Origin of the sequence: uncultured Aquimarina sp. (genome assembly GCF_947495315.1) — a bacterium.
Classification (GTDB): Bacteria; Bacteroidota; Bacteroidia; order Flavobacteriales; family Flavobacteriaceae; genus Aquimarina.
Window position 1 is genome coordinate 46,077 of the sequence record NZ_CANLYD010000008.1, and the last position, 23,078, is coordinate 69,154.

Sequence of the window (23,078 nt, forward strand, 5' to 3'; positions counted from 1 at the left end):
TTAAATGAATATTCTTAGTTCTTGTGTTCAAGTATTGATGGGTACACTAACTATAAAATGATGACATAACATCCATAAAAAAAGGCGACCCTATTATAGGTCACCTTTCTACAGAACTCAAATTCGAGTCTTATTTATCTAAAACCAGTTCTGGTTCTTTAACACTTGTTTTAATTTCAAATTGATTACTAGTGTTTTTCTCACCACCAGCTTTTAAAGCTTTTTCACCTGCAAAGAAGGTTTTATGATCATCTCCTAAGTCAGAACCTGCCATACGTTGGTGTTTTACACAAGATACACCTTTTCGTATTTCTTGACGTTGCACAGAATCTACATATGCCAACATTCCCTCGTTACCAAAATAACCTTCTACAAGATCATTCATATGCAATGCGGTAGTGTGATATGTTGGTAATGTAATTAGGTGATGGAATACACCAGCATCACGAGATGCTTCTGCCTGAAACATACGAATCATTTCATCCGCTCGGTTTGATAATTCGGTGCCATCATATTTAACGTCCATTAGTTCAGAACGGTTATAAGAAGATGTATCTTCGCCTGCTTCTTTCATGGCATCGAATGCTTGCTGGCGGAAATTAATCGTCCAATTGAAAGATGGAGAATTGTTGTATACTAATTTAGCATTTGGCACCTGTTCTTTTACACGATTTACCATATGTGCTATTTGCTTCACATTTGGAGTTGGAGTTTCAATCCATAATAAATCGGCACCATTCTCTAGACTTGTAATACAATCTAATACAACGCGATCGATATTAGAACCTTCTTTAAATTTATATAAACCGTTAGGCATTCTTACGGGACGAACTAATTTACCATCACGTTTGAATAATACATCATTTTCATTAACCTCATCTATAAGAACTTCTTCTGCTTCCACAAAATCCATATACTGTGATGCTAAGTCGCCTTCCTCTTGAGATACTGGTAGTTTTTGTGTTAAACCAGCACCTTCAGAATCTGTTCGGGCAACGATTACGCCTTCTTCTATACCTAGTTCTAAGAAAGCATATCGAAGTGCGTTTAACTTAGCGATAAAATCTTCATGTGGTACTGTTACCTTACCATCCTGATGACCACATTGCTTAGCATCAGATACTTGATTTTCGATCTGAAGAGCACAAGCACCAGCTTCAATCATTTTTTTAGCTAAAAGATACGTCGCTTCTTCATTACCAAAACCTGCATCAATATCGGCAATGATTGGTACAACATGTGTTTCAAAATTATCGATCTCAGCCTGAACATCTTCTCCAGTATCCAGACGACGAAAAAGATCATTTAATTCTACTGCATCAGCTTGACGTAAAAAGGTGTATATCTCTTCGATTAGCTTAGGAACTGAAGTTTTTTCGTGCATTGACTGATCAGGTAAAGGGCCTAATTCTGAACGTAATGCCGCTACCATCCAACCAGAAAGATATAAGTATGTTTTATCGGTTGTACCTTTATGTTTTTTTACCGCAATCATTTTTTGTTGGGCAACAAAACCGTGCCAGCAACCTAATGATTGTGTGTAATTTACACTATTAGCATCATATGCTGCCATATCTTTACGCATGATAGACGCTGTGTACTTAGCAATATCTAATCCTGTTTTAAATCTATTTTGTACGGCAATACGTGCAGCATTTTCCGGGCTTATAGTTGCCCAGGTATTTCCGTGTTTAGCTTTTAGTGTGCGTACAGTATCAAGTGCTGAATTATAAGTAGTCATAATGTTATGTTTTATATTTTATTTTAAGGTTACTGTCTTTATTTTGAGTTGTTTGATTTTTGTGGGCTGTAGACGTACGAATTGTAATCAATCGTGTTATTAATAGCCCAATTGGTAACCAGTGTTTTAGTTTTTACTTGAGATTTCATCTTCTTAGATTTTTGTCTTTATTAATAATTCGAATTCCAATTGCTACATAGTAGCGTCTACCAGATTCTTCTTTTTTGTAATATGATTTACTGACTGTCATCAGAAATTAATTACAGGACAATATTATAAAAAAGTTTTTGATAAAAAAAGCGAACGTTCGCTAAAAGTGATAAAAAAATAAAAAATAATCTTTTCGCAGGAAGGTGTTTTTATTATTTATGGGTTATGAAAAAAGTGTCTTATTTTTTACTTTTTAATTGAAAATCAAATAGATATGGGTTTTAGAAGAGCTTTCTTAATTGGATGTTCTAAGCTTTCTGGTTTGCTAAAATTTATTTTTAATAAAATTGAAAAAGGATAGAATATCCTGAAGATTGATGAGGTTGTTCTTCTTTTTTGAGAAATTAGATATGTTTTATCGATATCTTTCGTCGTTAAGTTTAATAAAAATTTGACACTATTGTAGAGATTTCGTAGTCTGGAGTTCTATAGGGATTCCGTTTTTAGTTTTTCGGGATGAAAGATCACAATCTTATTTTAATAGGTTGGATAAATTTAAGAGTCCGTTTTGGGTTAGAACAGATTTAACACTGGACGAATTACTGGAAAAGTAAAAACATATGCTGACACAGCATCCTTTCCCGAAAATATGGATTGTAAGGAGTGCGGTATTTATTTAACAATCGAAACATCCTGGTAAAAAAGAAGCTTCCCCCAACCTCCTCAAAAATGAACAATGTTATTCCTTTTTCGAAAGTTGCTTGTCCATTTCTCTCCGAATCATACTTTCTGTGATCCCGGATTCCTTGTTAATAACAAATACGCTCATGGCATGCCAAAATATCGCTATGCCCCATCCCATAAGTGGCCAAACGAACCATAGATAATCTGGTGAATTAATGAGGTTTATACTTATAAGAATTGCATTTACTACGAGATATACTGTTAAATGAGTTTTAAAATTAAGCTTTGCCTTTACTTTCTTCTTTGCCTTTTGATATGCTTCTGTATTTTCCATGATATATCTTATTATTAGATTATAATTGTTGTTTTGGGTTAAAGATGAATAACCAAAGAAGAGGCCTAACCTTTTCACTTCTTAAAGGCAGTATGCTCATTCATATTTCCGACCCTAACCGCTTTCAACTTTGCGAACTCATCGTTTTCACATAAATGTACCTCAAGCAGAAAAGTAAATCAATGATATTTATCAGGTGGAGAATGGTTAAGAAGGGATTTGATATAGGATTGCCAGGTGTGAACAGTTATTCACTATCAAGCAATAAGTATTGTGAATACTCCTTTTAGAATGTGTGTTATCAATCCTATAATTTCAATATGCGAAAACAGTGAATTCAATTTCCAAGATCAACTGGATAAAAGAAGCCCTTAATGATTTATGTCATTTTTCAAACAATTGATAGTCAATATATTTAGTGCTCGAATCTAAAAAAAAGTACTCATAAAAGCGATAGCTGTTTTACTTACCTCACTTTGTACAATGGTCTCTTTTGGTCAAATAGAGCTTGAAGGTAATTCATTCTAAAAAGCGGCTAACTAAAAAATTAATATCATGAATAAAGAACATCCAAATGTCAGTATTTTAAAGAAGTTCAATCCTGCAAATCCCAATAGTGTGGCTGAGGTGTTAGCCAAAGATTTTGTTTGGCATTATATAAATCCAGAGCTGTCTGAGTTGGAAGGAGATTATTTGGGCCTCTCTGGTTTGACGGATTTCTTCCAAAAAATAGGAGGCTATACAAGTGGTTCCTTTAAGGTACATCCTCTATCCGCAACTCCTATGGGAGATAAAATAATCATCACACATGTTAAGGACACGATGATATTAAAAGGGAATCAAATGGAAATTGACGCTATTGTGGTATGGTGTATTATGGGTGGCCAGATTAAAGAAGCCTGGGATATACCTGTTATCCACACCGCAAAAATGATAAAAACTATAAAAGAAAAATTATGAAAATAGTAGCCGTTACACCAGAAAATGCAGTAAAAGAAACTTTCTTCTGTATAAAGGACACTAAAAAACAAGGATTTAAAGATAAAGTTGAGTGGTTTGAAAAGCGTTATAAAGAAGGGGTAAGAATAAAACTCTTGAAAAACGAAGAAGACAAGATGATTGGATTTATTGAATATGTGCCAGCAAAAAATGCGTGGCGACCTATAGATGCTGATAATTATATGTTTATTCATTGTACTTACGTATACTCTAAAAAGGAAAGGAGTAAGGGCTATGGTTCAATGCTTATTGAAGAAGCCGAAAAAGAAGCAAAAGCCAAAGGTATGGATGGTGTATGTGTCATTACAAGTAAAGGTGGTTGGCTTGCTAATAAAACCCTTTTTGAGAAAAATGGATTTGAACAAATTGAAGCAAAGGACCGGTTCGAACTACTTTCTAAAACATGGAACAGTAAAGCTGAAACGCCTAAATTTTATAATTGGACCAACCAACAAAAAAAGTATAAAGGTTGGCATCTTCTTTATGCAGATCAGTGCCCATGGAACGAGAAGTCCGTAGCAGCAATACTAAACGTTGCGATGGATTACGATATAGATTTAAAAGTGTCTAAAATAAATACCGTAAAAGAAGCGAAAATGGCGCCTTCCGGCTTTGGCGTATTCAATCTTTTGCTTGATGGTAAGTTACTAGATGACCATTATTTAAGTGCCACGCGATTTAGAAATATTTTAAAAAAAGAACTCACTATTTAAAAATCAAAGTAAACGTAAGTTTCAGTATAAACTCTTTAAAATCTAACTTATGAATAAGCGAGTATTATTGGCTAAAAGGCCTGAAGGATTACCTGATGAATCAACATGGCAATTAGAAGAACAACCTATTCCTGTTCTTGGCGAAGGTGAAGCCTTGATTCAAACAGAATACATATCCATTGACCCTGCTATGCGTGGCTGGATAAAGGATGCAAAATCATATCTTCCTCCTGTACAAGTTGGAGATGTGATGCGTGCCGGAAGCGTAGGTAAAGTAATTGAGTCTAATAACCCGGATATGAAAGTGGGTAATTATTATGCGGGCTTGAGTGGCGTGCATCAATATGTAGCGACCGATGGCAAGGGTTGGTTGCAAGTTGACCCAAATCTGGCTCCACTGCCCAAATATCTAAGTATATTGGGTTTGACAGGGCGTACGGCTTATTTCGGATTGCTCGAAATAGGACAACCAAAAGAAGGAGAGATCGTGTTGGTTTCCGGGGCAGCTGGTGCAGTTGGAAGTACGGTCGGCCAAATAGCAAAGATCAAAGGCTGCGAAGTTGTAGGCGTTGCGGGAGGAAAGGAAAAATGTGATTACATTGTAAACGAACTTGGCTTTGATGGTGCAATTGATTACAAAAGTGAAGATATCAAAACACGGTTGAAGGAACTATGTCCGAATGGAATTGATATTTATTATGACAATGTAGGTGGAGAAATACTGGATATAGCCCTCACTCAGATCAATAGGAAGGCGAGGATTGTTATTTGTGGTGCAATTTCCCAGTACAATAAGAAGCACAAGGGACCTGATAATTATTACTCATTATTGGTTAACCGAGCCAGAATGGAAGGGTTTGTTGTCATAGATTACGCCAAGGACTATCATACCGCATATATGCAAATGGGTAAATGGCTTATGGAAGGAAAATTAAAGTCCAAAGAATTCATTGTTGAGGGGATAGGAAATTTTCATGATGCATTTCTAAGATTATTTTCGGGAGAAAAGTTGGGTAAACTGATCCTGAAAGTCAACATAACTTCATAAAAGGAACGTTTTTCGGGATTAATTTTCTTATTCGACTTTTTTACTAGTAAAATAACACTTGTCATTACGTAAAATAAGAATTCTTATAGGCGCCTGAAACCAAAATCAAAGCGCATAAAAAAACGCTAAATTCCACCAAGATATCCGCTATTTTACACTTTAGAAATAGTAAATGATATGCAAGTATGAATATAGTAAGCTTTATGAGAAATACTCTAAACCAAAGAAAATAGTCTAATCAGTTTCTCGATTTAATAGTTTTCCTATTTCTGTCTGAATTGATTTTAATTGTTTTATAAGAGTTTCATTCTCGATATAATACAGTGAAAAGTCAATTTACCTAATCTCAATATTTATATAACGAGGACTAGAGGACTATATAATAGTTGAAATACGTTTTTATAATATCTATTTTTTTGATTCTAAGAACCCTTATATAGTATAATCCTTACTAATATTTTATGAACTTTCTAGACCTTGTTTTCATGGTACAAAGTTTCAGTGTTCCAACTATCAGAATTTGTATTGAAAAGATTCCAATACGCTTCGGCAATTTTATCGGGATCATAAAAAGTTCCTACTGCTACGAAACCCATAATGGTTAAGGTTCCTATCAAGATTTTTTCTGATTGGACTTCTTGTGACAACAATTTTACTAAAGTCAACAACGCAGCTTTTCCAATACTAAGTGAAGCATATTCCTCATGCGGATAATGGGCAAGTCCACCGCCGGTAAATAAAAGCTTTCCACCGCCATTATTAATCATATTAGGTAGTGCAATTTTGGCCACCCTTATAGCGCCCATCACATTGATATCGAAATCTTTATGAAAATTATCAGTGCTATAGCTCAGTGCAGTTCCTTTTGAAGCCTTAAAAGCATTATATAATACCATTTTAGGTGCACCTTGTTTGATAACAGCCAGATTAATTTGATGCTCCAGCATTTTATAGTTACCACTATCCGCCTCAAAGACCGAATTACGAATTCCTAGCTTGTTCAGTTCAGAACTATATTGGATAAGCTTGTCAGCAGAACGCGAAATCAACGAAATTATATAACCTTCCTTTCCGAATTTTTTAGCGACCGACATGCTGATTCCCGGACCCGCTCCTACTATGATAATATGTTTACTTTTCATACTTTTTCTATAGTCTTTTAATACATAGTTTTACTTCCAGTGTTTTTATATCTTCTGTTAGTATACCTATACTTATTTACCATTTATTTTATTTATATGTGCTGAAATTATCCTACAAAACTTGTGTCCAGTGTTACTAAACCTTTGTTACTCATTATTGATGTTATTTCAGCTATTATTGAAACAGCTATTTCTTCTGGAGTTTCTGCATTTATAGCTAATCCTGCGGGACTATAGATACTGTCTAAAAAAGACAACTCTGCATTTGGCAAAAAATCTAATATCTGATTTTCTAATTGCATTTTCCGTTTGGAAGACCCCAATATACCTATATATTTAGGTGGAGCAAGAGCCAATTTTAATAAGTACTGAAAGTCTTGAGAGAAACTATGTGTCATTAATACAACTGATGTATAAGAATCAATAAAATTAAAATTGATCGTTTCTGGAGGTTCGAATTTTACGGCTTTTGCACCAAGGAAATTAATTCTGTTTTCAGGGTTTTTACTAGATGTTATAACGATAACATTCCAGCCTAAAAATGAAGCAGCTCTACAGAGTTTTATCGCGTCGTGTTCAGAGCCGATAATTACAAGTTGAATATCGGGATTGATGGTCTGATTAAACTTTTCAAAATAATTTTCTTCAGGATGAATGGAATATGAGTTAGTTGAAATTTCTATTCCATTGATATAAAAGAAGGATCCGAAATTGCCCTCAATTTCATCCATTTTTCTATAAAAAGAGACGATTTCGAAAGACCTCCTTTTTTCGATGGTATTTAAGAGTAATGCACAATCTTTTTTATTTAAATAAAAAGGCTCAATCAATATATATAAAAATCCTTCGCATCCTAATTTATATCTTCCATCATAGGAAATCACTTTAGATACATTTTTATCGAAAACACTAAGAGCACTGTGATATAATTTCTTTTCTACACAACCGCCGCTGATGGCTCCCATCATAGTACCATCTTGAGCAATGGCCATTCTCACCCCTTGTTTCCTATAAGAAGAACCGTCTAACCCAACTAATGAAACCAAAACAGTTTTGATTCCCTTATTTTCTGAATCTTGATAAAAGGTCAATATGTTTTTTAATTCAAATGATTTCATTAGATAGTTTTAGTTATCCAAAAAATAGATTGCATATTCTAAATTGCTTACTCTCTAATTTTTAGCCTTGTTCTTTTTTTGTTAATTCTGCAGCTGTATGTATGGCCTTCCTTACCCTACTATAAGTGCCACATCTGCACAGGTTGGTTATTGAGTTGTTAATGTCTTCATCGCTTGGATTTGGATTTGATTCCAACAGTTTCACTGTAGACATTATAAAACCGGATTGGCAATACCCGCATTGAGGTACCTGTTCTGCTATCCAAGCTTTTTGTACAGGATGCAACGCTTCCCCATCCGAAATTCCTTCTATAGTTGTAATTGATTTCCCTGACGCATATTTCAGAGGAAATGAGCAGGATCGTACCACTTGGTTATCTACATGCACAGAGCAAGCGCCACAAAATGCTTTACCACAACCGAATTTTGTTCCCTTAAGTCCAACGGTATCCCTAATAACCCATAACAATGGAGTTTCTGGATCATCCTTAACTTCTGTAACTGTACCATTTATTTTGAATTTTATCATAATGCTGTAAATTTTTTAATGGGTTTTTGCGAGATGGGAAGAAATTCTGAATAGTAGCGGGTATAAATACCATGCTTTTTTAAAGGCAAACTTCTAAAGCGTTCTCCGGTTGCGGCGAATATGGCATTACAAAGTGCGGGAGCAGTACAGATAGGCCCTGACTCCGCGATACCACCTATTTTTTCTCCACTGTTTACAAAAACGGTTTCTATTTTAGGGTTAAATTCAGGCATTGCCAATATGGTATAATCGTTAAAATTACTTTCAGCTGTCCGACCATCTTTAAAATTTATTTCGGAAGTTAAAGCTGCAGTCAACCCCCAAACAATACCACTCTCTATAGATGCTTTTGATATCCCTACATCCAGTACGGTACCACAATCTATAGCTGTGGTTATTTGATGTATATCTAGTATTCCAAAAGCATCTATTGATATCTCTACTACTTGTGCAACAAAGGATTCAAACGAATGTGTAATCGCTACTCCGCGATAATGACCTTTCTTTTTTGGACTATACCAGTTCGAGGCTTTAGCTACTGCATCTAGGACAGCTTTTGAGCGTTTTTCAGTCACTAAATTTTTTCGATAGATGATAGGGTCAATATTGTTTTTTGAGGCCAACTCATCTATAAAACACTCCACAGCAAAAACATTTGGACCATAGCCAGTGGTTCTCCAAACCGAGGCAGGAGGGGGAATTCGTAATAAATGGGTGCGCATTCGATAGTTAGGAAAATGGTACGGTGTTTCTTTGGCGCCTTCTATAATTGAAAAATCTTCTCCTTCAAATACATGGGCAACGGCTGTGGCAGCTTGAATAACCGAAGGTGATATAAGTTTTAAGTCCAATGCTGTTGGATATCCTTCCTTATTTAATGATGCTTTTATGCCTTGCATTACTCCCGGTCTATAGAAATCATGCTGCATATCATCTTCTCTAGACCATAACAACTTAACCGGTTGTTGGATTTTTTGTGCCACAAAAACAGCTTGATAGATGTAATCGGCTAGCAATCTTCTCCCGAAACCACCTCCTAAATAGGTGCGATTAATGGTAATATTTTCTTTAGCAAATCCTAATTCCTGAGATACTAAAATCTCTGCCATTTCTTGACCTTGAGTAGGTGCCCAAACCTCTACTTTGTTCCCTTTTACTTCAGCTGTAGCATTCATAGGCTCCATGGTTGCGTGACTTTGCCATGCGCTATAATATTGAGCTTCGTGAGTGTTTTCTGACGCGTTTATGATAGCTTCAGAATTACCTTCGTTTAAGGTCTCGAACCATTCAGAGCCAGACATCTTTTTCTCATAGGCACTATACAAAGAATCACTATCCATCTTACTATTTGGTCCTGAATTATAAATAATGGTAATTGCATCTAACGCCTTTCTTGCTTGCCAGTAACTTTCTGCCACAACAACAATACCTTCTTTTTTTGGGAAACCAGGGCGATAAGCAACTACTGGGTTGGCTACCGGCATTCTAATTAAGTCGACAAAACCTGGCATGTTTCGTACATTATTCTCCTTGATCTCTTTTATCTTTCCTCCAAAATATGGACACATTTCAATGGCCGCATAAACCATTCCAGGGCGTTCCACATCAATGCCAAATTCAGCCTTGCCAGTCACTTTATCCGGGACATCTACTCTAGGCAGTGATTTGTTTCCAACAAGTTTCCACTCACTGGGTTTTTTTAACGGTGGATTTTTGGGTGGTTTAAGCGTATTCGCTTTTTCAACAAAATCGCCATAAGGTGCTTTTTTGGTAGTTCCCTTAAGAAATATGTAGCTGCTCTTGGTGGTAAGGTCATTAACTGATACTTTCCACTCTAAAGCAGCAGCTTCTTTCAGCATTTCTCGTGCTGTCGCAGCGGTCATCCGCAACACATCGTGGAAGGCTCTAACACTTTCGGCGTTACCAGTAAACTGAAATTTGAATTTTGGATTTTGAAAAGCAGGATCTGTAAGACCTCTTTCGATACTTACCTTGTCCCAATCTGCATCTAACTCGTCTGCAAGGATGGCGGGTAAGGTAGTCCTGATTCCCTGCCCCATTTCTGCTTGGTGAGAAATAAGGGTAATCCCATTGTCTTTGTCAATTTTCACAAAAGCATTTAAAGCAATTTGAGGTGCGGGGTTATCTTCTCCTATAGGTAAATAAAACCCTTGAAGCAAAAGACCGCCTGTTGCTAACCCAGTTGTTTTTAAAAAACCTCTGCGAGAAACTTTTGTTACGTTTATCTTATTATTTGATTTCATAATTGTCAATCTTTATTTTTTGGCACTTCAGCTCCTGTTTCTAACCATTTTTCTAATATTTCCACAAATTCATCATGTGAAATTGGTATCGGTTCTCGACCTGGTCCAGGATTCCAACCCCATAATACCAGTGGGTCATCTGTCATGTGTTCAACCAAATCCTTTGGTGACATATTTCCGTTTTGTTTCTTATCTAACAATCGAGCTCCCAGTTCAGCATCGTTCAAACCTATCCAACCCATAGAAAGCGGAGCTAGATGCCATCGTGATACCAAGGGGTCATTAGGTTGAGGAGCTCCTGGTACTCCAGAAACCAGATTGTTAGAAGCTTGATGACAGCTCGTACATTTCATTCCAGTCATTCCTCTATCCTCAGGTCCGCGTTGTACATTAAAAAGATGCTTGTGCATATCGTCTCCTTGTCTTGGATAGTTATCGTTTGGATGGCAATTGATACATCTAGGATGTCTCAATACCTTTGTTATCTCTTCAAAGTGCTTCAGTGATTCCTCTTTAACCGAGTTTTCATCTATTGAGACATAACCATTATTATTGTTTAATTTACATCCCACCATACTTACTAAAAGTACTAAGCACATTGACGTTAATAAAATCGGTCTATGCCATTTGGCATTTTTGACTGATGCTGTTTTTCTAAAAAATAAATTCATTCTTATTTATCGTTTTTAAAGGTGAAACCAATATTGATAATAGAGTCAAATGTTGGGCTAGAAGGAGCAACTATGGATTCATAGGTCATAATCCATCCAAGCCTTACAAAAAGTTTTTCGATTACAGGAACCAGGAGGGCAAAATTTCCATAGGCATTATAATCATCCAATTTTTCCAAGGAGGGTTGTATCCAGCATTCGTATTCAAATCTTGGTCCTTTTGATAATTGAACCAAACCAAATAAGCGAGGGGTAATTCTCCAAGCACTTTCAGTGTCATCAGTTATTCCATTTATATGGTCATCAAAGGTTAAATCATAATTAGTTCTCTGATATATGATGGTGGTTGTAAACTCTAGCTTGAAATTCTCTTTATCTATTAGATGTATACCACCACCGATGCCTGCAAACCATCTAAAATCAATAGCTCTTGTATTGCTTAATTCTAATCCAACTATAGCCAGTGGGAAGTATTTGTCCGTAGGGTTTAATCTAAAAATGTTATATGTAAAAAAATCATTCTCTTTAATTTCTCGCCTTACTTTTCCTACCTGGTAGTTCATTACCACACGATCCGACCATGCGTTATTACCTACAGTAAAAACACCTAGATTATTGAATAATACCCGCTGATTGCCATCATCACTAATAAATCCAGAAGCGGTTATGTCATATGTCCATGTTAAACTATCCCGAGCCACAGAGGTATTTTGAGCATTTAGATAACTAACATTCAGTAAAAAAAAGATCGCAACCAAAAATTGGATGTTATAGTATTTTTTCTTTAACCTTGCGACTTTTAAATTCATTCTTGGTTACATACGATTAAATTGTTATTTATTCTTCAATGTCCTTGCTGAAAAATTCAAGTACGTCCTTAACAAACAACTCTGGCTTTTCTACTGCAGCAAAATGACCTCCGCCAGACATTTCGGTCCACCGTACAATTTGGTATTCGTCTTCCACCCAAGAACGTGGGGGCATGGCGTTTTTCAAATCCTTTGGGAAATTGGCAAAGGCTGTGGGAACGTTTACCTTTTTTCCAGGAGTGGGATGAAATATCCCGTTGTTTTCTAAGAAAATTCCGTGATACCACCAAACTGAACTGTCTATGGTATCAGTAAGGGCGTAGATCATCACGAAAGTAGCCAGGTCTTTTATCGAAATGGCTGTTGTAAGATCCCCTTCGTGGTCCGTCCATGAATAGGCCTTATCCAATATCCACCCGGCAATACCCACCGGATTATCATGAAGTGCAAAAGCTACCGTGGTAGGTTCTTGCGCCTGCATAAAAAAGTAGTCGAATTGGGCTCTTTGAAATTTTTGACCATTATTGAACCATGCCTGCTCTTCTGGGGTGCGATTTTCGGGTTGTTTCCAATCCCATGGAATAATGTTCATATGAAGACCCACTACATTTTCTGGATATCTTGCGGCTAATTGCGAAACAATCAATGATCCAATATCGCCTCCTTGGGCACCAAATTTTTGATATCCTAGAACTTGGGTCATCAATTTGTGATATAGATCTGCCGTAGTTTTTGGTCCTATCACCTTATTTTCGGCTAATGTCGACCAGCCGAAACCTGGGACAGAAGGAATTACTACTGTAAGAGCATCTTCGGGGTTGCCACCAAATTTGGAAGGTTGTGTTAACCGTTCTATGATGTTTAAAAATTCAAATACCGACCCTGGCCAGCCATGGGATAAGATTACAGGTCTAGGATTATTGCCTTCCCCTTTAACATGATAATAGTGAATATTATAGCCGTCTATGTTTACTCGAAATTGGTCAAATTTGTTCAGAGCAGTCTCTTCGGTACGCCAATCATACTCTTTTATAATAAAGGCTCTGAAGGTTTCCATGAAATTGCTACTAGTGCCGAGATCCCATTTCCCAGTAGTGAGTTTGTCAGGGAATTTTGTGTTTTCAAATTGTGTTAATACTCGATTTAGCTTTTCTTGTGGAATATTAATTTTAAATGGTTCCGGTTTTCCTACTTGACCTGAACTAGATTCAGATATCATTAATGATAAAAATGCTATCATTAATAGAGGTTTGACTTTTAGTATTGAATGCATCATATTGTTTTTAAGTTTTAGTTTGATTTGTTTTTTTGATGTCTTCTGTAAGATGTGCATCTTCATAAATAGATAAATAATTTATAGCAATACATCTTAGCTTTATGTCTTTAATAATGAGTATGATAAATCCAAATAAAAATGATATACTTTTTACACATAGCTTTTAAGGGTATAAAAAATGGTCACTTGATTAACTCTTGCAAAAAGAGTATTGTTTATAATGAATTTATAAGCAAAAAAGAACAATGTCAAAACTAATCTACCAATAAGGTGATTTCATCTACGAATTATGAAACTAAAAATACCTTATGCGCTTTCGCGGTCTATATTGTATCTGAGTTGATAATTTTCATTTTTAATGTATTTCTATGTGTTCTTTGCTTTTCTAGAATCGTGCCATTAGTGAATAGTTATTTAAGGATTAATTTAAGTCGCTGATAGTCAAGTTTATGTATTTGTTTTTCAATTAAATTTTAGTTGCTTTTTCTATTAATGAAAACATTTAAAAATCCAATTTTTTGGAGATTTTGTTATATTATTTAATAATTTTGTAAATAAAGTTTGAAATGATCATGCCGAAGAAAAAAGGAAGTAGTGACAAAATATACTCTAAAGAGTTGCTTAAAATAAGCACCACTTTACTTAATAATATCACCAGTAAGGATTTATTACGGACGATTTATGACACCATAAAGCCTATCTTTCCATTTGACAATGCAGGATTATTTTTAATTGATCACGAATTGGATATTTTTTGGGAGATTTTAGAAGAAGGTATATTACCTCAAAATGACTTACAGGATTCTTTGGCAATAAATAATCTATTAGGACCTTTTGCCTATACAGGAAACCATCCCGATACTTTCTTTTATGCCGATACTCCAATCATTTTTAGTGTAGAGGCGCAGTCAAAAATTTATCAGAATCCCCAGTGGGAATTAATGAAAGCACATGGTCTAAAGGAAATGATTGCCGGACCACTTATGGTCAATAACAAGAAAATCGGTTTTTTCTGTTTTAATAGTAAAGAAGAAGGTTTTTACAGAGAAAAAGATTTTGAGTTATTTGAGACCATAGGAAACCAGCTTGCTGTAGCGGTAAGTAATATAATGACCAATGAACAACTGCTGGAAGAAAAACGGTTCAAAGAAACGTTGTTGGGCATCAGTAAAGCAGTGGCCACTATTCAGGATAGGAAGCAACTTTTTAAGATTATATTTGAAACCGTCAACAAAGTAATTCCCGTAGACGATGTAGGCTTTTTAGTACTGGACGAAGCGGGTACTCGCGTAAAAGATTTGGCCGTCAATGACAATTACCACAATGTAGAAAGCAATGAAATTTTGTTTGAAAAGGGACTTGGTGATTTTTTGGATGTGGATGCTTTTGTTAATCTGGCCCTTACTGAGACGGGTATCATAACTATTGAAGAAGCGATAACAAAATTTCCTGAAAACCCTATTTTTCCTACCTTAAAAAAATCAAGCAAAATTAAAGAAATGCTATTTACACCTATGAAAGTAGGAGATAAATCTATAGGTGTCCTTATTGTAGATTCTTTTTTAGAAAACACGTATTCTGAAGAAATGTTTTCTTTGTTCAAGGCCATTGCCGACCAGCTAGCCGTAGCGGTGAACAACGTACTGGCCAATGAGGAATTGCTCACACGACAAAAGCGAATTCAAGACCTGTTAAAAATCAGCACCGCTGCCACCAAGATTAAAAATCGAAGCGAATTGCTCAAAGTAATTTTTGAGACCATTAAGCCCATCTTTCCATTTGATACGGCAGGAATTTTCATCATTGATTTTGAGAATGATCTTCACTATGATTTATTGGATGCAGTTGAAATTTTAGGTTCAAATGATAGTATCCAAGTTGAACTGATTGAAAAAAAACTATTAGGTAGTTTTAAGCATAATGGTAGTGGTATTGATTATGTCACCAGAACTGGGGAACCTGTAGTTTTTAATATTAAAAAGGATGGAAAAAAGTGGCCGCATCCACAGCTTGAAGTCATGTACGATGCTGGTCTTAGAGAACTTTTATGTGTTCCGCTTAAAAGTGCCAATGAAACGTTCGGAATGTTCTGTGTCAATTCAAGAACAGAGAATTTTTTCAATGAAGGCGACTTTGGTTTTTTTAAGACAATTTCTGAACAAGTTGGGCTGGCTGTTAAGAACATTGTAGCCAATGAAGAGGTGCTCTTACAGAAACAACGACTTGAAAATCTGCTAAATGTTAGTACTGCTGCCACCAAGATCAAAAATCGAAGTGAATTGCTCAAGGTGGTTTTTGAGACCATCAAACCTATTTTTCCATTTGACTCGGCTGGTCTTTTTATTATTGATAGAGAACAAAACGAACATTATGAGATATTGGACGATATAGCTATTCTGGGAGATGAAGATATTTCGCAAAAGGAACTCATAACAAGCAATCTACTAGGTCGTTTTAGGCACAAAGACAGTGCTGTCGATTTTCTATCTTCCGGTGACCATCCACGACTTTTTACTATTAAAAAGGATGGGAAAAAATGGCCACACCCGCAATTTGAAATCATGTATAGCACTGGTCTTCGTCAAATCATAGGCATTGGACTGCGCAGTGGAAAAGAAACCTTCGGAATGCTATGTTTTAATACGAAACAAGAAGACTTTTTTTCAGAAAAGGACTTCCCATTCTTTCAAGCTATATCCGAACAAGTTGCCTTAGCCGTTAGAAATATGCTTGCAAAGGAACAAATTGTAAAACTCAACCATGAACTACAATTAGAGCGCGATTATCTTATAGAAGAGGTCAAAATTGAACATAATTTTGAGGAAATCATAGGAAACAGTCCTTTGTTAAGAGAGGTTTTTAAAAGTGTAGAAATGGTATCTCATACCGATGCCACCGTATTGGTTGAAGGGGAAACGGGCACAGGAAAGGAGTTGATAGCCCGCGCCATCCATAATAGATCCGACCGCAAAAAGAAACCTATGGTCAAGGTCAATTGCGCCACCTTGCCCAAGGAGCTGATAGAGTCTGAGCTCTTCGGGCATGAAAAAGGAAGTTTTACGGGAGCCTTTGAACGCAGAATCGGTAAATTTGAACTGGCTAATAAGAGTACTTTGTTTCTGGACGAGGTTGGCGAAATGCCTTTGGAACTACAAGCCAAATTGCTACGTGCCATCCAGGAAAAAGAGATTGAACGGGTGGGCGGAAAGGAGACTATTAAAGTGGATGTTCGTATTATAGCCGCTACCAATAGGAATTTATTGGAGGAATCGGAAAAAGGCGGGTTCAGATCAGATCTTTACTATCGATTGAATGTTTTTCCTATTCGTATGCCGGCATTACGGGAGCGCATTGAAGACATCCCGCTTTTAGCCACTTTTTTTGCGCAAAAATATTGTGGCAAGTTCAATACAAATTTTAAAGGCATCAAGGAAAAAGCAATGCAAGAGCTACTAGAGTACCACTGGCCTGGAAACATACGTGAACTTGAAAACCTAGTAGAACAGGCCTGTATTTTAAACCAAGGAAAAGCATTGTCGTGGGCTAGGGAATTAGTGTCTGCAAAACCTAAAAGAAGAGTGCTCAAAGAAAAACAGGATTATGGGAATTTTGATATTAAAGCCATCAAAAAAGAACAGGAGAATAAAGAACGTGAAACTATATTAGAAGCTCTCAAAAAGACAAATTGGCGTATACGTGGAGATAAGGGAGCGGCAAAACTATTGGGAATTAAACCGACTACTTTGGAGTACAGAATGACTAAATTGGGGTTAAAATAGCTAATAATGGATGTTAAAAGTTGACTACGATATCTAGAGTTTCATTAGCATTTTTGTACCGAACATCCTTATACTTTAAGTCAAAGAAAGGAAAATGCGAATACTATTATTAGGTGTTTAAAATCGAAGTCAGATCGCATAAAAAAAGCTAAATCCCACCAAGATATCCGCTATTTTACACCATAGAAATAGTAGATGATATACCTGTATGAATACAGTAATTTTTATGAGAAGTACTCTAAACCAAAGAACATAGTCTAATCGGTTTCTCGATTTAGCATTTTCCTTATTTCCGTCTGAATTGATTTTAATTGTTTTATAAGAGTTTCATCCTCCATATAATGCAGTAAAAAGTCAATTTGTCTTATTTCAATATTTATATAACGAGGACTATATAATAGTTGAAATACGTTTTGATAGGTTTTTATAATATCTATTTTAGGATCAACTTTAAAATCATTATTCAGTAACATCAAACTATATTGAGTTTCTGTGATACCTATTTGAATTGATACATCAAAATTTACAGTATTCATATTTCGTAATTTCTCCTGTAGTTGTAATAAATAATCTTTTACGTTACTTACTTGTTGAAGCGTTTTAATATTGCTTAATCGTTCAATAAGTGTTTTGCTTTTTCTTAGTTCTAAAATATAACCTACGAAAATTAAATTGGTAATAGCATCAAGATAATCGCCATCATCGATATCCCCAGAAGCAATTTCAAAAGCTTCGGTGTATAATGAAAATGCTTTTTCTAAAGATTCTATTTGTTTTTTTGGAGTGTCCTTAAAAAGTAAAGAAGCCATTTTATAAGCATTTGCTACTATGTTTAGTCGCTTTGGATTACGCCCAAGCAGACACAGTTTTTTTATTTCATTTAAATCGTCTTCAACACTCTCGGAAGTTAGATGATACGATTTAATGGTACAATAGTGTTGAAGCGCACAAATAGAAAAATTTCCATTGGGTATTAAAAACAACTCTTTAAATTTTGAAAGCGCTATGTTTTCCATTCCCAATTCATCATAAATCAAAGCTTCTTTCTCTATAACTACTGCATCCAGTAAATCTGCCTGACGGGCTTTATGGAGATAGTTGTCTAATTTTTCTAATGTTATAGAGGTATTATGTTCCTGGTCCCTTATGGCTACTAGCAAATTATCCATATCCGTATGGATTTGATCTGAGATTACGTATTCTAATCCTTCGTGTTCAGTACCTTGATTATTATTGAATTTATAAAATGGATTTCCATAGCACTGATAGGCACCCCAGGTATTGGTGGTTGAGTGATTCTGATAGCAGCTCATACGGGCTTTCTGAACGGATTGACCAAAATTATAACCCATAAACATATTGTTGTAAAATGTTTCAGCAAAAGTTTTTGCTGCCGCATCATTCACGGCCCATCCAGAGATTACAATTGCTTTAACACCCATTTCGATAAGTTGTGTTCCAACATCTGCTGCTAAACTATATCTGGATTTATAATATTTATCATCTTCTGCATTCAACGCTCCAGAGTAACAACAGTTTATAAATACAAACTCTGGTACCGTACTGAGTTGTTTTATCATTCCAGGATCGATGAATAAATCGCCACCAATGGCGATTCCTATTTCTCCTTTTTCGGGATTATAAACACCGTGTCCTGCAAAATGAAGCATCTTATATTCATAATTAAATAATTCTTTTAAAATATCCGAAGCTTCCATACGTATTACTGGATTAGGTTTATAGCTGTTAAACCTCATTTGATCGACAACCCATTCTGCCTCTATTTTTGCTGCGATAAGTGGTTTTAAGTCATCACGATTGTATAACGGATCCCCAACGACTAGTACATTGTTGTTATTTAGTTTTGCGTTTTCAACTTGGTAACTATCTTTGGTAATTAACTGTCTAATAAAGCCTGCCATAACAGAAGCTGGCATTTTATCAATATATCTATCGTGTAATAATTCCCAGGGAATCTGGGCAGCACATTTATCTAGTTTTACTACCATACTATTTTGATCCCTGAATATATTCTTAAAATCATTGGGGATCAGCATTTCGAAAAGGGTCTTTGATAACTTTGTATTCCATGACGATTCCAATATATCTTTATCCAGGAGATGCTTTACATGGCGAATTCCAATTCCTGTGGTCTTTTTTTCGACTCGAGCTTGATTGTTACTTGTGTATACTTCAAGTCTATTTTCTCCGACACATGCAATATGCAAGTTAGACCATCTGGTATATGGGTTTTCTTCTATTAAATGACGCCTTTTGGCTCCAGGCATTCGTATAATTTTGGGATGTAGCTTGAACTTAATCCGTTCATCTTGTTTTTGAATTCGATTTAAACAAAAATATGCCTGACTGGAGAGTGATTGATAATAGTTCACGATCTCTACATTTTCAATAGGTCTTAGACCGTGATTGGTTTTTTTGATGTAATTATTCGCTTGGGTTACCCCAAGAAGGATTCCTTTGATCGATTGTTCTATCGAAAGTTTGCCGTATCCAATACCGATCATCACAAAAGAAAGTCCTTTAGAATACTGCTTTGCTCTTGGCAGCGTGTAATTATCTCTCATGAACATGGCATATTTTCTGACGGCAAGATTTACAGTTTTTGCTAAAAGAAAAGAGGTAAGTTCATCGGGTAAACCTAATCCGCAAATGATAGCTCCTTTAGGTTTTGTCAGAAGATTAAAAAACACTTCGCTCTCACCAATTTTACCGGGATAATAACCGATTCCCATCCTCTGAGAAAGTCTGCCTCCCAGATAACTATCTAGTGCTTTTTCTGCACTTAAAATCAAATCCATGAAAAAGTGTCCTACCATAACAGGAAATGATGAAGCTTTTAAATCCCCGTGTATGACATCCACTCTTAATTCGCTAGGTTCGATTTTACTGGTGACTTTTCTGCCTCCAAAGATGGTATTGAATACTTCATCAGAGTCAAATAACGGAACCGGGTATTCTTCTCCTTCCGTAATAATTTCTTCGCTTCTAAGAGAGAATTCGGTACTAACTAATGCGGTAGTACTTCCTATTTCTAAAATATCGCCAACCCCTTTAAATACTTCTTCTTCATCGGCAAGACTTCCGTGAGTCGCATTAGCATAATAAAGATTTTTACTTCCGATAAGTGGTTTTGGAATTCCGGTATCCCAGGTTACGCTTCCATCTCCTCTCGAAGTAGATTTGTATATAAGTTTCTTTTTACTCGAAAAAGTTCTGTTTCCTAATCTATAATCAAATACAGTACGATCATCATTACCACAGATATAATAGATATTTTTAAAGAAGTCATCTTTATTATAAATCTCTTCTAAAAAAGATAGTACTTCTTCTCTATATTTTTCGAAGTGATGGAGTGATGGTTGATTGTTTTTGGGGTTAGGCATAGTATCTATTTTGGCATCTTCTTTTAGTTCATCCCAAAACTGTGACTGCCAAAAAGGGCGATTTTTTGTATCTTCAATAGGTAATAATTCAAATACTCCTTTGTATTTCCAAAATATACGTAGTAATTCTTTTCGATTATGTTTAAAATCTAACATGGCAAGTTGCTTAACTCTACCACTATGTCCGGTAAGAACTTCCATGATTAAGTAAGAACCTAACCATGGTGTGCCGAGCATGACAAATTTGTTTTGATTATTTTTTTGATAATCCTCCCAGAATTCTAGATGCGCCATCATGCATTGTCTCACAACAAGACCACCCATAGAATGTGCTACGATATGAACATTTAACTCTTTTGAAGCGTTAGAAACCTCTTCTACAACTTTTTTTAATTCATCGGCCGCTTTAGATATCGAAAGACGCCAATCGAATTCTAGAGTAACAACATCATACTTGGTGTTTAAGTATTGTGCAAAACTATCATAATATTTCTCGATGACTCCAGAAGGTCTTATTTTATCATTACTAATATTTAATTGAGTCGCTATTGCTCCTTTTTTTATCTTTTTAAACTGTACCCATAATTCTTCCTCACCTTCAGCAAGTGCAGACCCCATAATACCTGGAATAATGATAACCACGTCTCTTTCATAAGTGGTAGGTTTATAACTAACACTTTTCATGGAGAACCACTTCAGTAAAACGCCTCGATCTCCTTCTACATCGATCTTTCTCTTAAATAATGAAGTATATGTTTTTTCAGAAACAGACAGTGCTTCTACTATAGCCTGAGAGGTATCAGGATTCGAAAAATATTTAAAATGATTTGTATCACTATTTTGAGATTCATAAAAAAACATTCCTTGATTACGTTGGATACCGTGATACATACGTTGTGTATCTACTACTAAATCATTTGGCGAAAAATAAAATAAATTGGCTAAAATGACTTTCAAGGACTCAAAATTGAATCCACCAACCTCAGCGTCTCCTGCTATACAATACAATTCACTCTGAACCTTAGAGATTCCACTATTCATCATTTGCTGAAAAGCTGATTCTGGCATCATACTATTGAGTCCCGGTAATACTTCAGGATCTTCTTTTTGGGCTAGTAATTCTAATAAAAAGGATTTGACAATTCCATATAGAGGGTTGCTAACTCCTAAGCTTAAGGATATAGCATTCAGTAATAAATTAAAAAAATGATCTACTCTGCGAGATAAGATCGTAGTACCGCTAGATGGCGACGCTACTCTTACAACTTTGTTTACGTAGAGGCGATGAGCCTCGGCTTTTTTGTTAATTTCGGCTATGGTCTTGGTTAAGGATTTGTTGTTTTTTCTAACAATACTCAGCTCTTCATCACTAAATCCAATGGTACCATTAGACCGATTACGATAATCACATTTTGCCAAAATATCAGCAACCAGACCTCCTCTGGAATGACTTAGTATGTCTATTTCGCAGTTTTTGGGAGTGTTTTCCAAAAAAGTCAAGGCGTTGTCCAATGGGCTTTTAGAAAGAGTCTCATGTTCTAAAGCTATAATTTTATCTTTGTATATCTCTACCAATTCTTGCCAAACTCCATTTCCTATAAGTTCTCCAAATGCTTGTTGAGCCGTGGACAGTGTTCCGTGTAGTAACAATAGATATCTGCCGTTTTTATGATCTTCTATATCATAAGGTCTACGCTCCATATTGGCGTCCAGACAATAAAGACCAGGTTCTGGCTGTACTTTTTTGTCATATTGCGCTCCTAGTACTTTTATTGTTGTTGCAGCTGTGTTTTTTGGTTTGAAAACACTGAATAGCTTAATAGCTGCTTGTTTAATGCTCCCTCTTGAAGTTTCTTTGGATAGTATAAAAGGTTCGAAGACGTAATCTTCTTTTCCCGCAGAGCGGCTCGATTGAGTTTTTGTATCATAGATTTCCTGAATATCCTCCAGATGACCAATCCACTCTGTTTTATCTGTAAACTGAATTGCCAATAAATCGGTATCATCAAAATCAATCTTGATGGCTTCATTACTTGAACGAGTAGACGATACTTCTATACAATTTCCTAATTCATATGTTCCTTTTAGATGCTCAGGTAATAAATGGGACATCTTATTCACATCTATTTTTTTTCCGAAGAGTTTTGCTGTTTTTGTCATAATACAGAAGTTGTAATTATAATCTTTGTTTAAATCGATACAATCGAAATACTATTTTGATTGAGGTAGGGGTAAACAGGGTAGATTCTTCGTCATCCGGGAATTTCTAAGCATTTATTAATGCCATAATGTTGTTTTTTTAAATGGATAAAAATAAAAAAACCGTTTTCAAATCTGATGTTTGAAAACGAAGTAATCTTACTAAGATGGTACGTGGTAAACGTTAAGTATTATAAAATTAAATAAGTTAAGGTCTA

General features: G+C 35.7%; 14 protein-coding genes. 4 read left to right on the top strand and 10 right to left on the bottom strand.

The annotated features are described in order from the left end of the window. Positions 1 to 130: 130 nt before the first annotated feature. Together Q0910_RS15120 and Q0910_RS15125 are read right to left on the bottom strand one after the other, a co-directional pair. The gene (locus tag Q0910_RS15120; RefSeq protein ID WP_299218234.1) at positions 131 to 1,741 is read right to left on the bottom strand and encodes an isocitrate lyase; all 1,611 of its coding nucleotides are present in this window, start codon (positions 1,739 to 1,741) and stop codon (positions 131 to 133) included. An 889-nt stretch (positions 1,742 to 2,630) separates the two neighbouring features. Continuing rightward, positions 2,631 to 2,909 (bottom strand): 2TM domain-containing protein, encoded by a 279-nt coding sequence (locus tag Q0910_RS15125; RefSeq protein WP_299218236.1) that lies wholly within the window; start codon positions 2,907 to 2,909, stop codon positions 2,631 to 2,633. Positions 2,910 to 3,464: 555 nt separating this feature from the next. Between Q0910_RS15125 and Q0910_RS15130 the strand changes: the two genes are divergently transcribed. Genes Q0910_RS15130 through Q0910_RS15140 form a run of 3 tightly spaced genes read left to right on the top strand, consistent with a single transcriptional unit; the run spans position 3,465 to position 5,669 of the window. Then, a complete protein-coding gene (locus Q0910_RS15130) occupies positions 3,465 to 3,869 on the top strand; it encodes a nuclear transport factor 2 family protein (protein WP_299218238.1) in 405 nt (134 codons plus the stop codon). Beyond that, positions 3,866 to 4,621: a GNAT family N-acetyltransferase gene (locus Q0910_RS15135; RefSeq protein ID WP_299218240.1), complete on the top strand. Its 756-nt coding sequence runs from the start codon at positions 3,866 to 3,868 to the stop codon at positions 4,619 to 4,621. Before Q0910_RS15130 ends, Q0910_RS15135 begins: the two co-directional genes overlap by 4 nt. A 49-nt stretch (positions 4,622 to 4,670) precedes the next feature. Beyond that, on the top strand, positions 4,671 to 5,669 hold the full coding sequence (locus tag Q0910_RS15140; RefSeq protein WP_299218242.1) for an NADP-dependent oxidoreductase: 999 nt from the start codon (positions 4,671 to 4,673) through the stop codon (positions 5,667 to 5,669). A 470-nt stretch (positions 5,670 to 6,139) separates the two neighbouring features. On the opposite strand, the gene Q0910_RS15145 is transcribed toward Q0910_RS15140, so the two are convergent. From Q0910_RS15145 to Q0910_RS15175, 7 genes are all read right to left on the bottom strand, one after another. Continuing rightward, entirely contained in the window at positions 6,140 to 6,811 is a 672-nt protein-coding gene (locus tag Q0910_RS15145) for an SDR family NAD(P)-dependent oxidoreductase (protein WP_299218244.1), read from the bottom strand. A 107-nt stretch (positions 6,812 to 6,918) separates the two neighbouring features. Further along, positions 6,919 to 7,929: an XdhC/CoxI family protein gene (locus Q0910_RS15150; protein ID WP_299218246.1), complete on the bottom strand. Its 1,011-nt coding sequence runs from the start codon at positions 7,927 to 7,929 to the stop codon at positions 6,919 to 6,921. 61 nt (positions 7,930 to 7,990) lie between these two features. Then, positions 7,991 to 8,458, bottom strand: a complete 468-nt coding sequence (locus Q0910_RS15155) for a (2Fe-2S)-binding protein (RefSeq protein ID WP_299218248.1) — start codon at positions 8,456 to 8,458, stop codon at positions 7,991 to 7,993. Beyond that, a complete protein-coding gene (locus Q0910_RS15160; protein ID WP_299218250.1) occupies positions 8,455 to 10,722 on the bottom strand; it encodes a molybdopterin cofactor-binding domain-containing protein in 2,268 nt (755 codons plus the stop codon). The genes Q0910_RS15155 and Q0910_RS15160 overlap by 4 nt, the downstream gene beginning before the upstream one ends. A 5-nt stretch (positions 10,723 to 10,727) precedes the next feature. Beyond that, positions 10,728 to 11,393 (bottom strand): hypothetical protein, encoded by a 666-nt coding sequence (locus Q0910_RS15165; RefSeq protein ID WP_299218253.1) that lies wholly within the window; start codon positions 11,391 to 11,393, stop codon positions 10,728 to 10,730. Between the two features lie 2 nt (positions 11,394 to 11,395). Then, a complete protein-coding gene (locus tag Q0910_RS15170; RefSeq protein ID WP_299218256.1) occupies positions 11,396 to 12,202 on the bottom strand; it encodes a DUF481 domain-containing protein in 807 nt (268 codons plus the stop codon). 28 nt (positions 12,203 to 12,230) lie between these two features. Then, entirely contained in the window at positions 12,231 to 13,541 is a 1,311-nt protein-coding gene (locus Q0910_RS15175) for an epoxide hydrolase family protein (RefSeq protein ID WP_299218258.1), read from the bottom strand. 503 nt (positions 13,542 to 14,044) lie between these two features. Between Q0910_RS15175 and Q0910_RS15180 the strand changes: the two genes are divergently transcribed. Next, positions 14,045 to 17,257, top strand: coding sequence for a sigma 54-interacting transcriptional regulator (locus Q0910_RS15180; protein ID WP_299218260.1), 3,213 nt, complete (start codon positions 14,045 to 14,047; stop codon positions 17,255 to 17,257). Positions 17,258 to 17,514: 257 nt separating this feature from the next. Here Q0910_RS15180 and Q0910_RS15185 read toward each other — a convergent pair whose 3' ends face one another. Continuing rightward, positions 17,515 to 22,821 carry a CHAT domain-containing protein gene (locus Q0910_RS15185; RefSeq protein ID WP_299218263.1) on the bottom strand — a complete coding sequence of 1,769 codons (5,307 nt, stop codon included), beginning with the start codon at positions 22,819 to 22,821 and terminating at the stop codon, positions 17,515 to 17,517. Between the last annotated feature and the right edge of the window lie 257 nt (positions 22,822 to 23,078).

What these genes read in the sequence shown, in the direction of transcription:
- Q0910_RS15120 (WP_299218234.1), bottom strand. Translation starts at nt 1,741, where the DNA reads ATGACTACTTATAATTCAGCACTTGATACTGTACGCACACTAAAAGCT.
- Q0910_RS15125 (WP_299218236.1), bottom strand. Translation starts at nt 2,909, where the DNA reads ATGGAAAATACAGAAGCATATCAAAAGGCAAAGAAGAAAGTAAAGGCA.
- Q0910_RS15130 (WP_299218238.1), top strand. Translation starts at nt 3,465, where the DNA reads ATGAATAAAGAACATCCAAATGTCAGTATTTTAAAGAAGTTCAATCCT.
- Q0910_RS15135 (WP_299218240.1), top strand. Translation starts at nt 3,866, where the DNA reads ATGAAAATAGTAGCCGTTACACCAGAAAATGCAGTAAAAGAAACTTTC.
- Q0910_RS15140 (WP_299218242.1), top strand. Translation starts at nt 4,671, where the DNA reads ATGAATAAGCGAGTATTATTGGCTAAAAGGCCTGAAGGATTACCTGAT.
- Q0910_RS15145 (WP_299218244.1), bottom strand. Translation starts at nt 6,811, where the DNA reads ATGAAAAGTAAACATATTATCATAGTAGGAGCGGGTCCGGGAATCAGC.
- Q0910_RS15150 (WP_299218246.1), bottom strand. Translation starts at nt 7,929, where the DNA reads ATGAAATCATTTGAATTAAAAAACATATTGACCTTTTATCAAGATTCA.
- Q0910_RS15155 (WP_299218248.1), bottom strand. Translation starts at nt 8,458, where the DNA reads ATGATAAAATTCAAAATAAATGGTACAGTTACAGAAGTTAAGGATGAT.
- Q0910_RS15160 (WP_299218250.1), bottom strand. Translation starts at nt 10,722, where the DNA reads ATGAAATCAAATAATAAGATAAACGTAACAAAAGTTTCTCGCAGAGGT.
- Q0910_RS15165 (WP_299218253.1), bottom strand. Translation starts at nt 11,393, where the DNA reads ATGAATTTATTTTTTAGAAAAACAGCATCAGTCAAAAATGCCAAATGG.
- Q0910_RS15170 (WP_299218256.1), bottom strand. Translation starts at nt 12,202, where the DNA reads ATGAATTTAAAAGTCGCAAGGTTAAAGAAAAAATACTATAACATCCAA.
- Q0910_RS15175 (WP_299218258.1), bottom strand. Translation starts at nt 13,541, where the DNA reads ATGAAGATGCACATCTTACAGAAGACATCAAAAAAACAAATCAAACTA.
- Q0910_RS15180 (WP_299218260.1), top strand. Translation starts at nt 14,045, where the DNA reads ATGATCATGCCGAAGAAAAAAGGAAGTAGTGACAAAATATACTCTAAA.
- Q0910_RS15185 (WP_299218263.1), bottom strand. Translation starts at nt 22,821, where the DNA reads ATGACAAAAACAGCAAAACTCTTCGGAAAAAAAATAGATGTGAATAAG.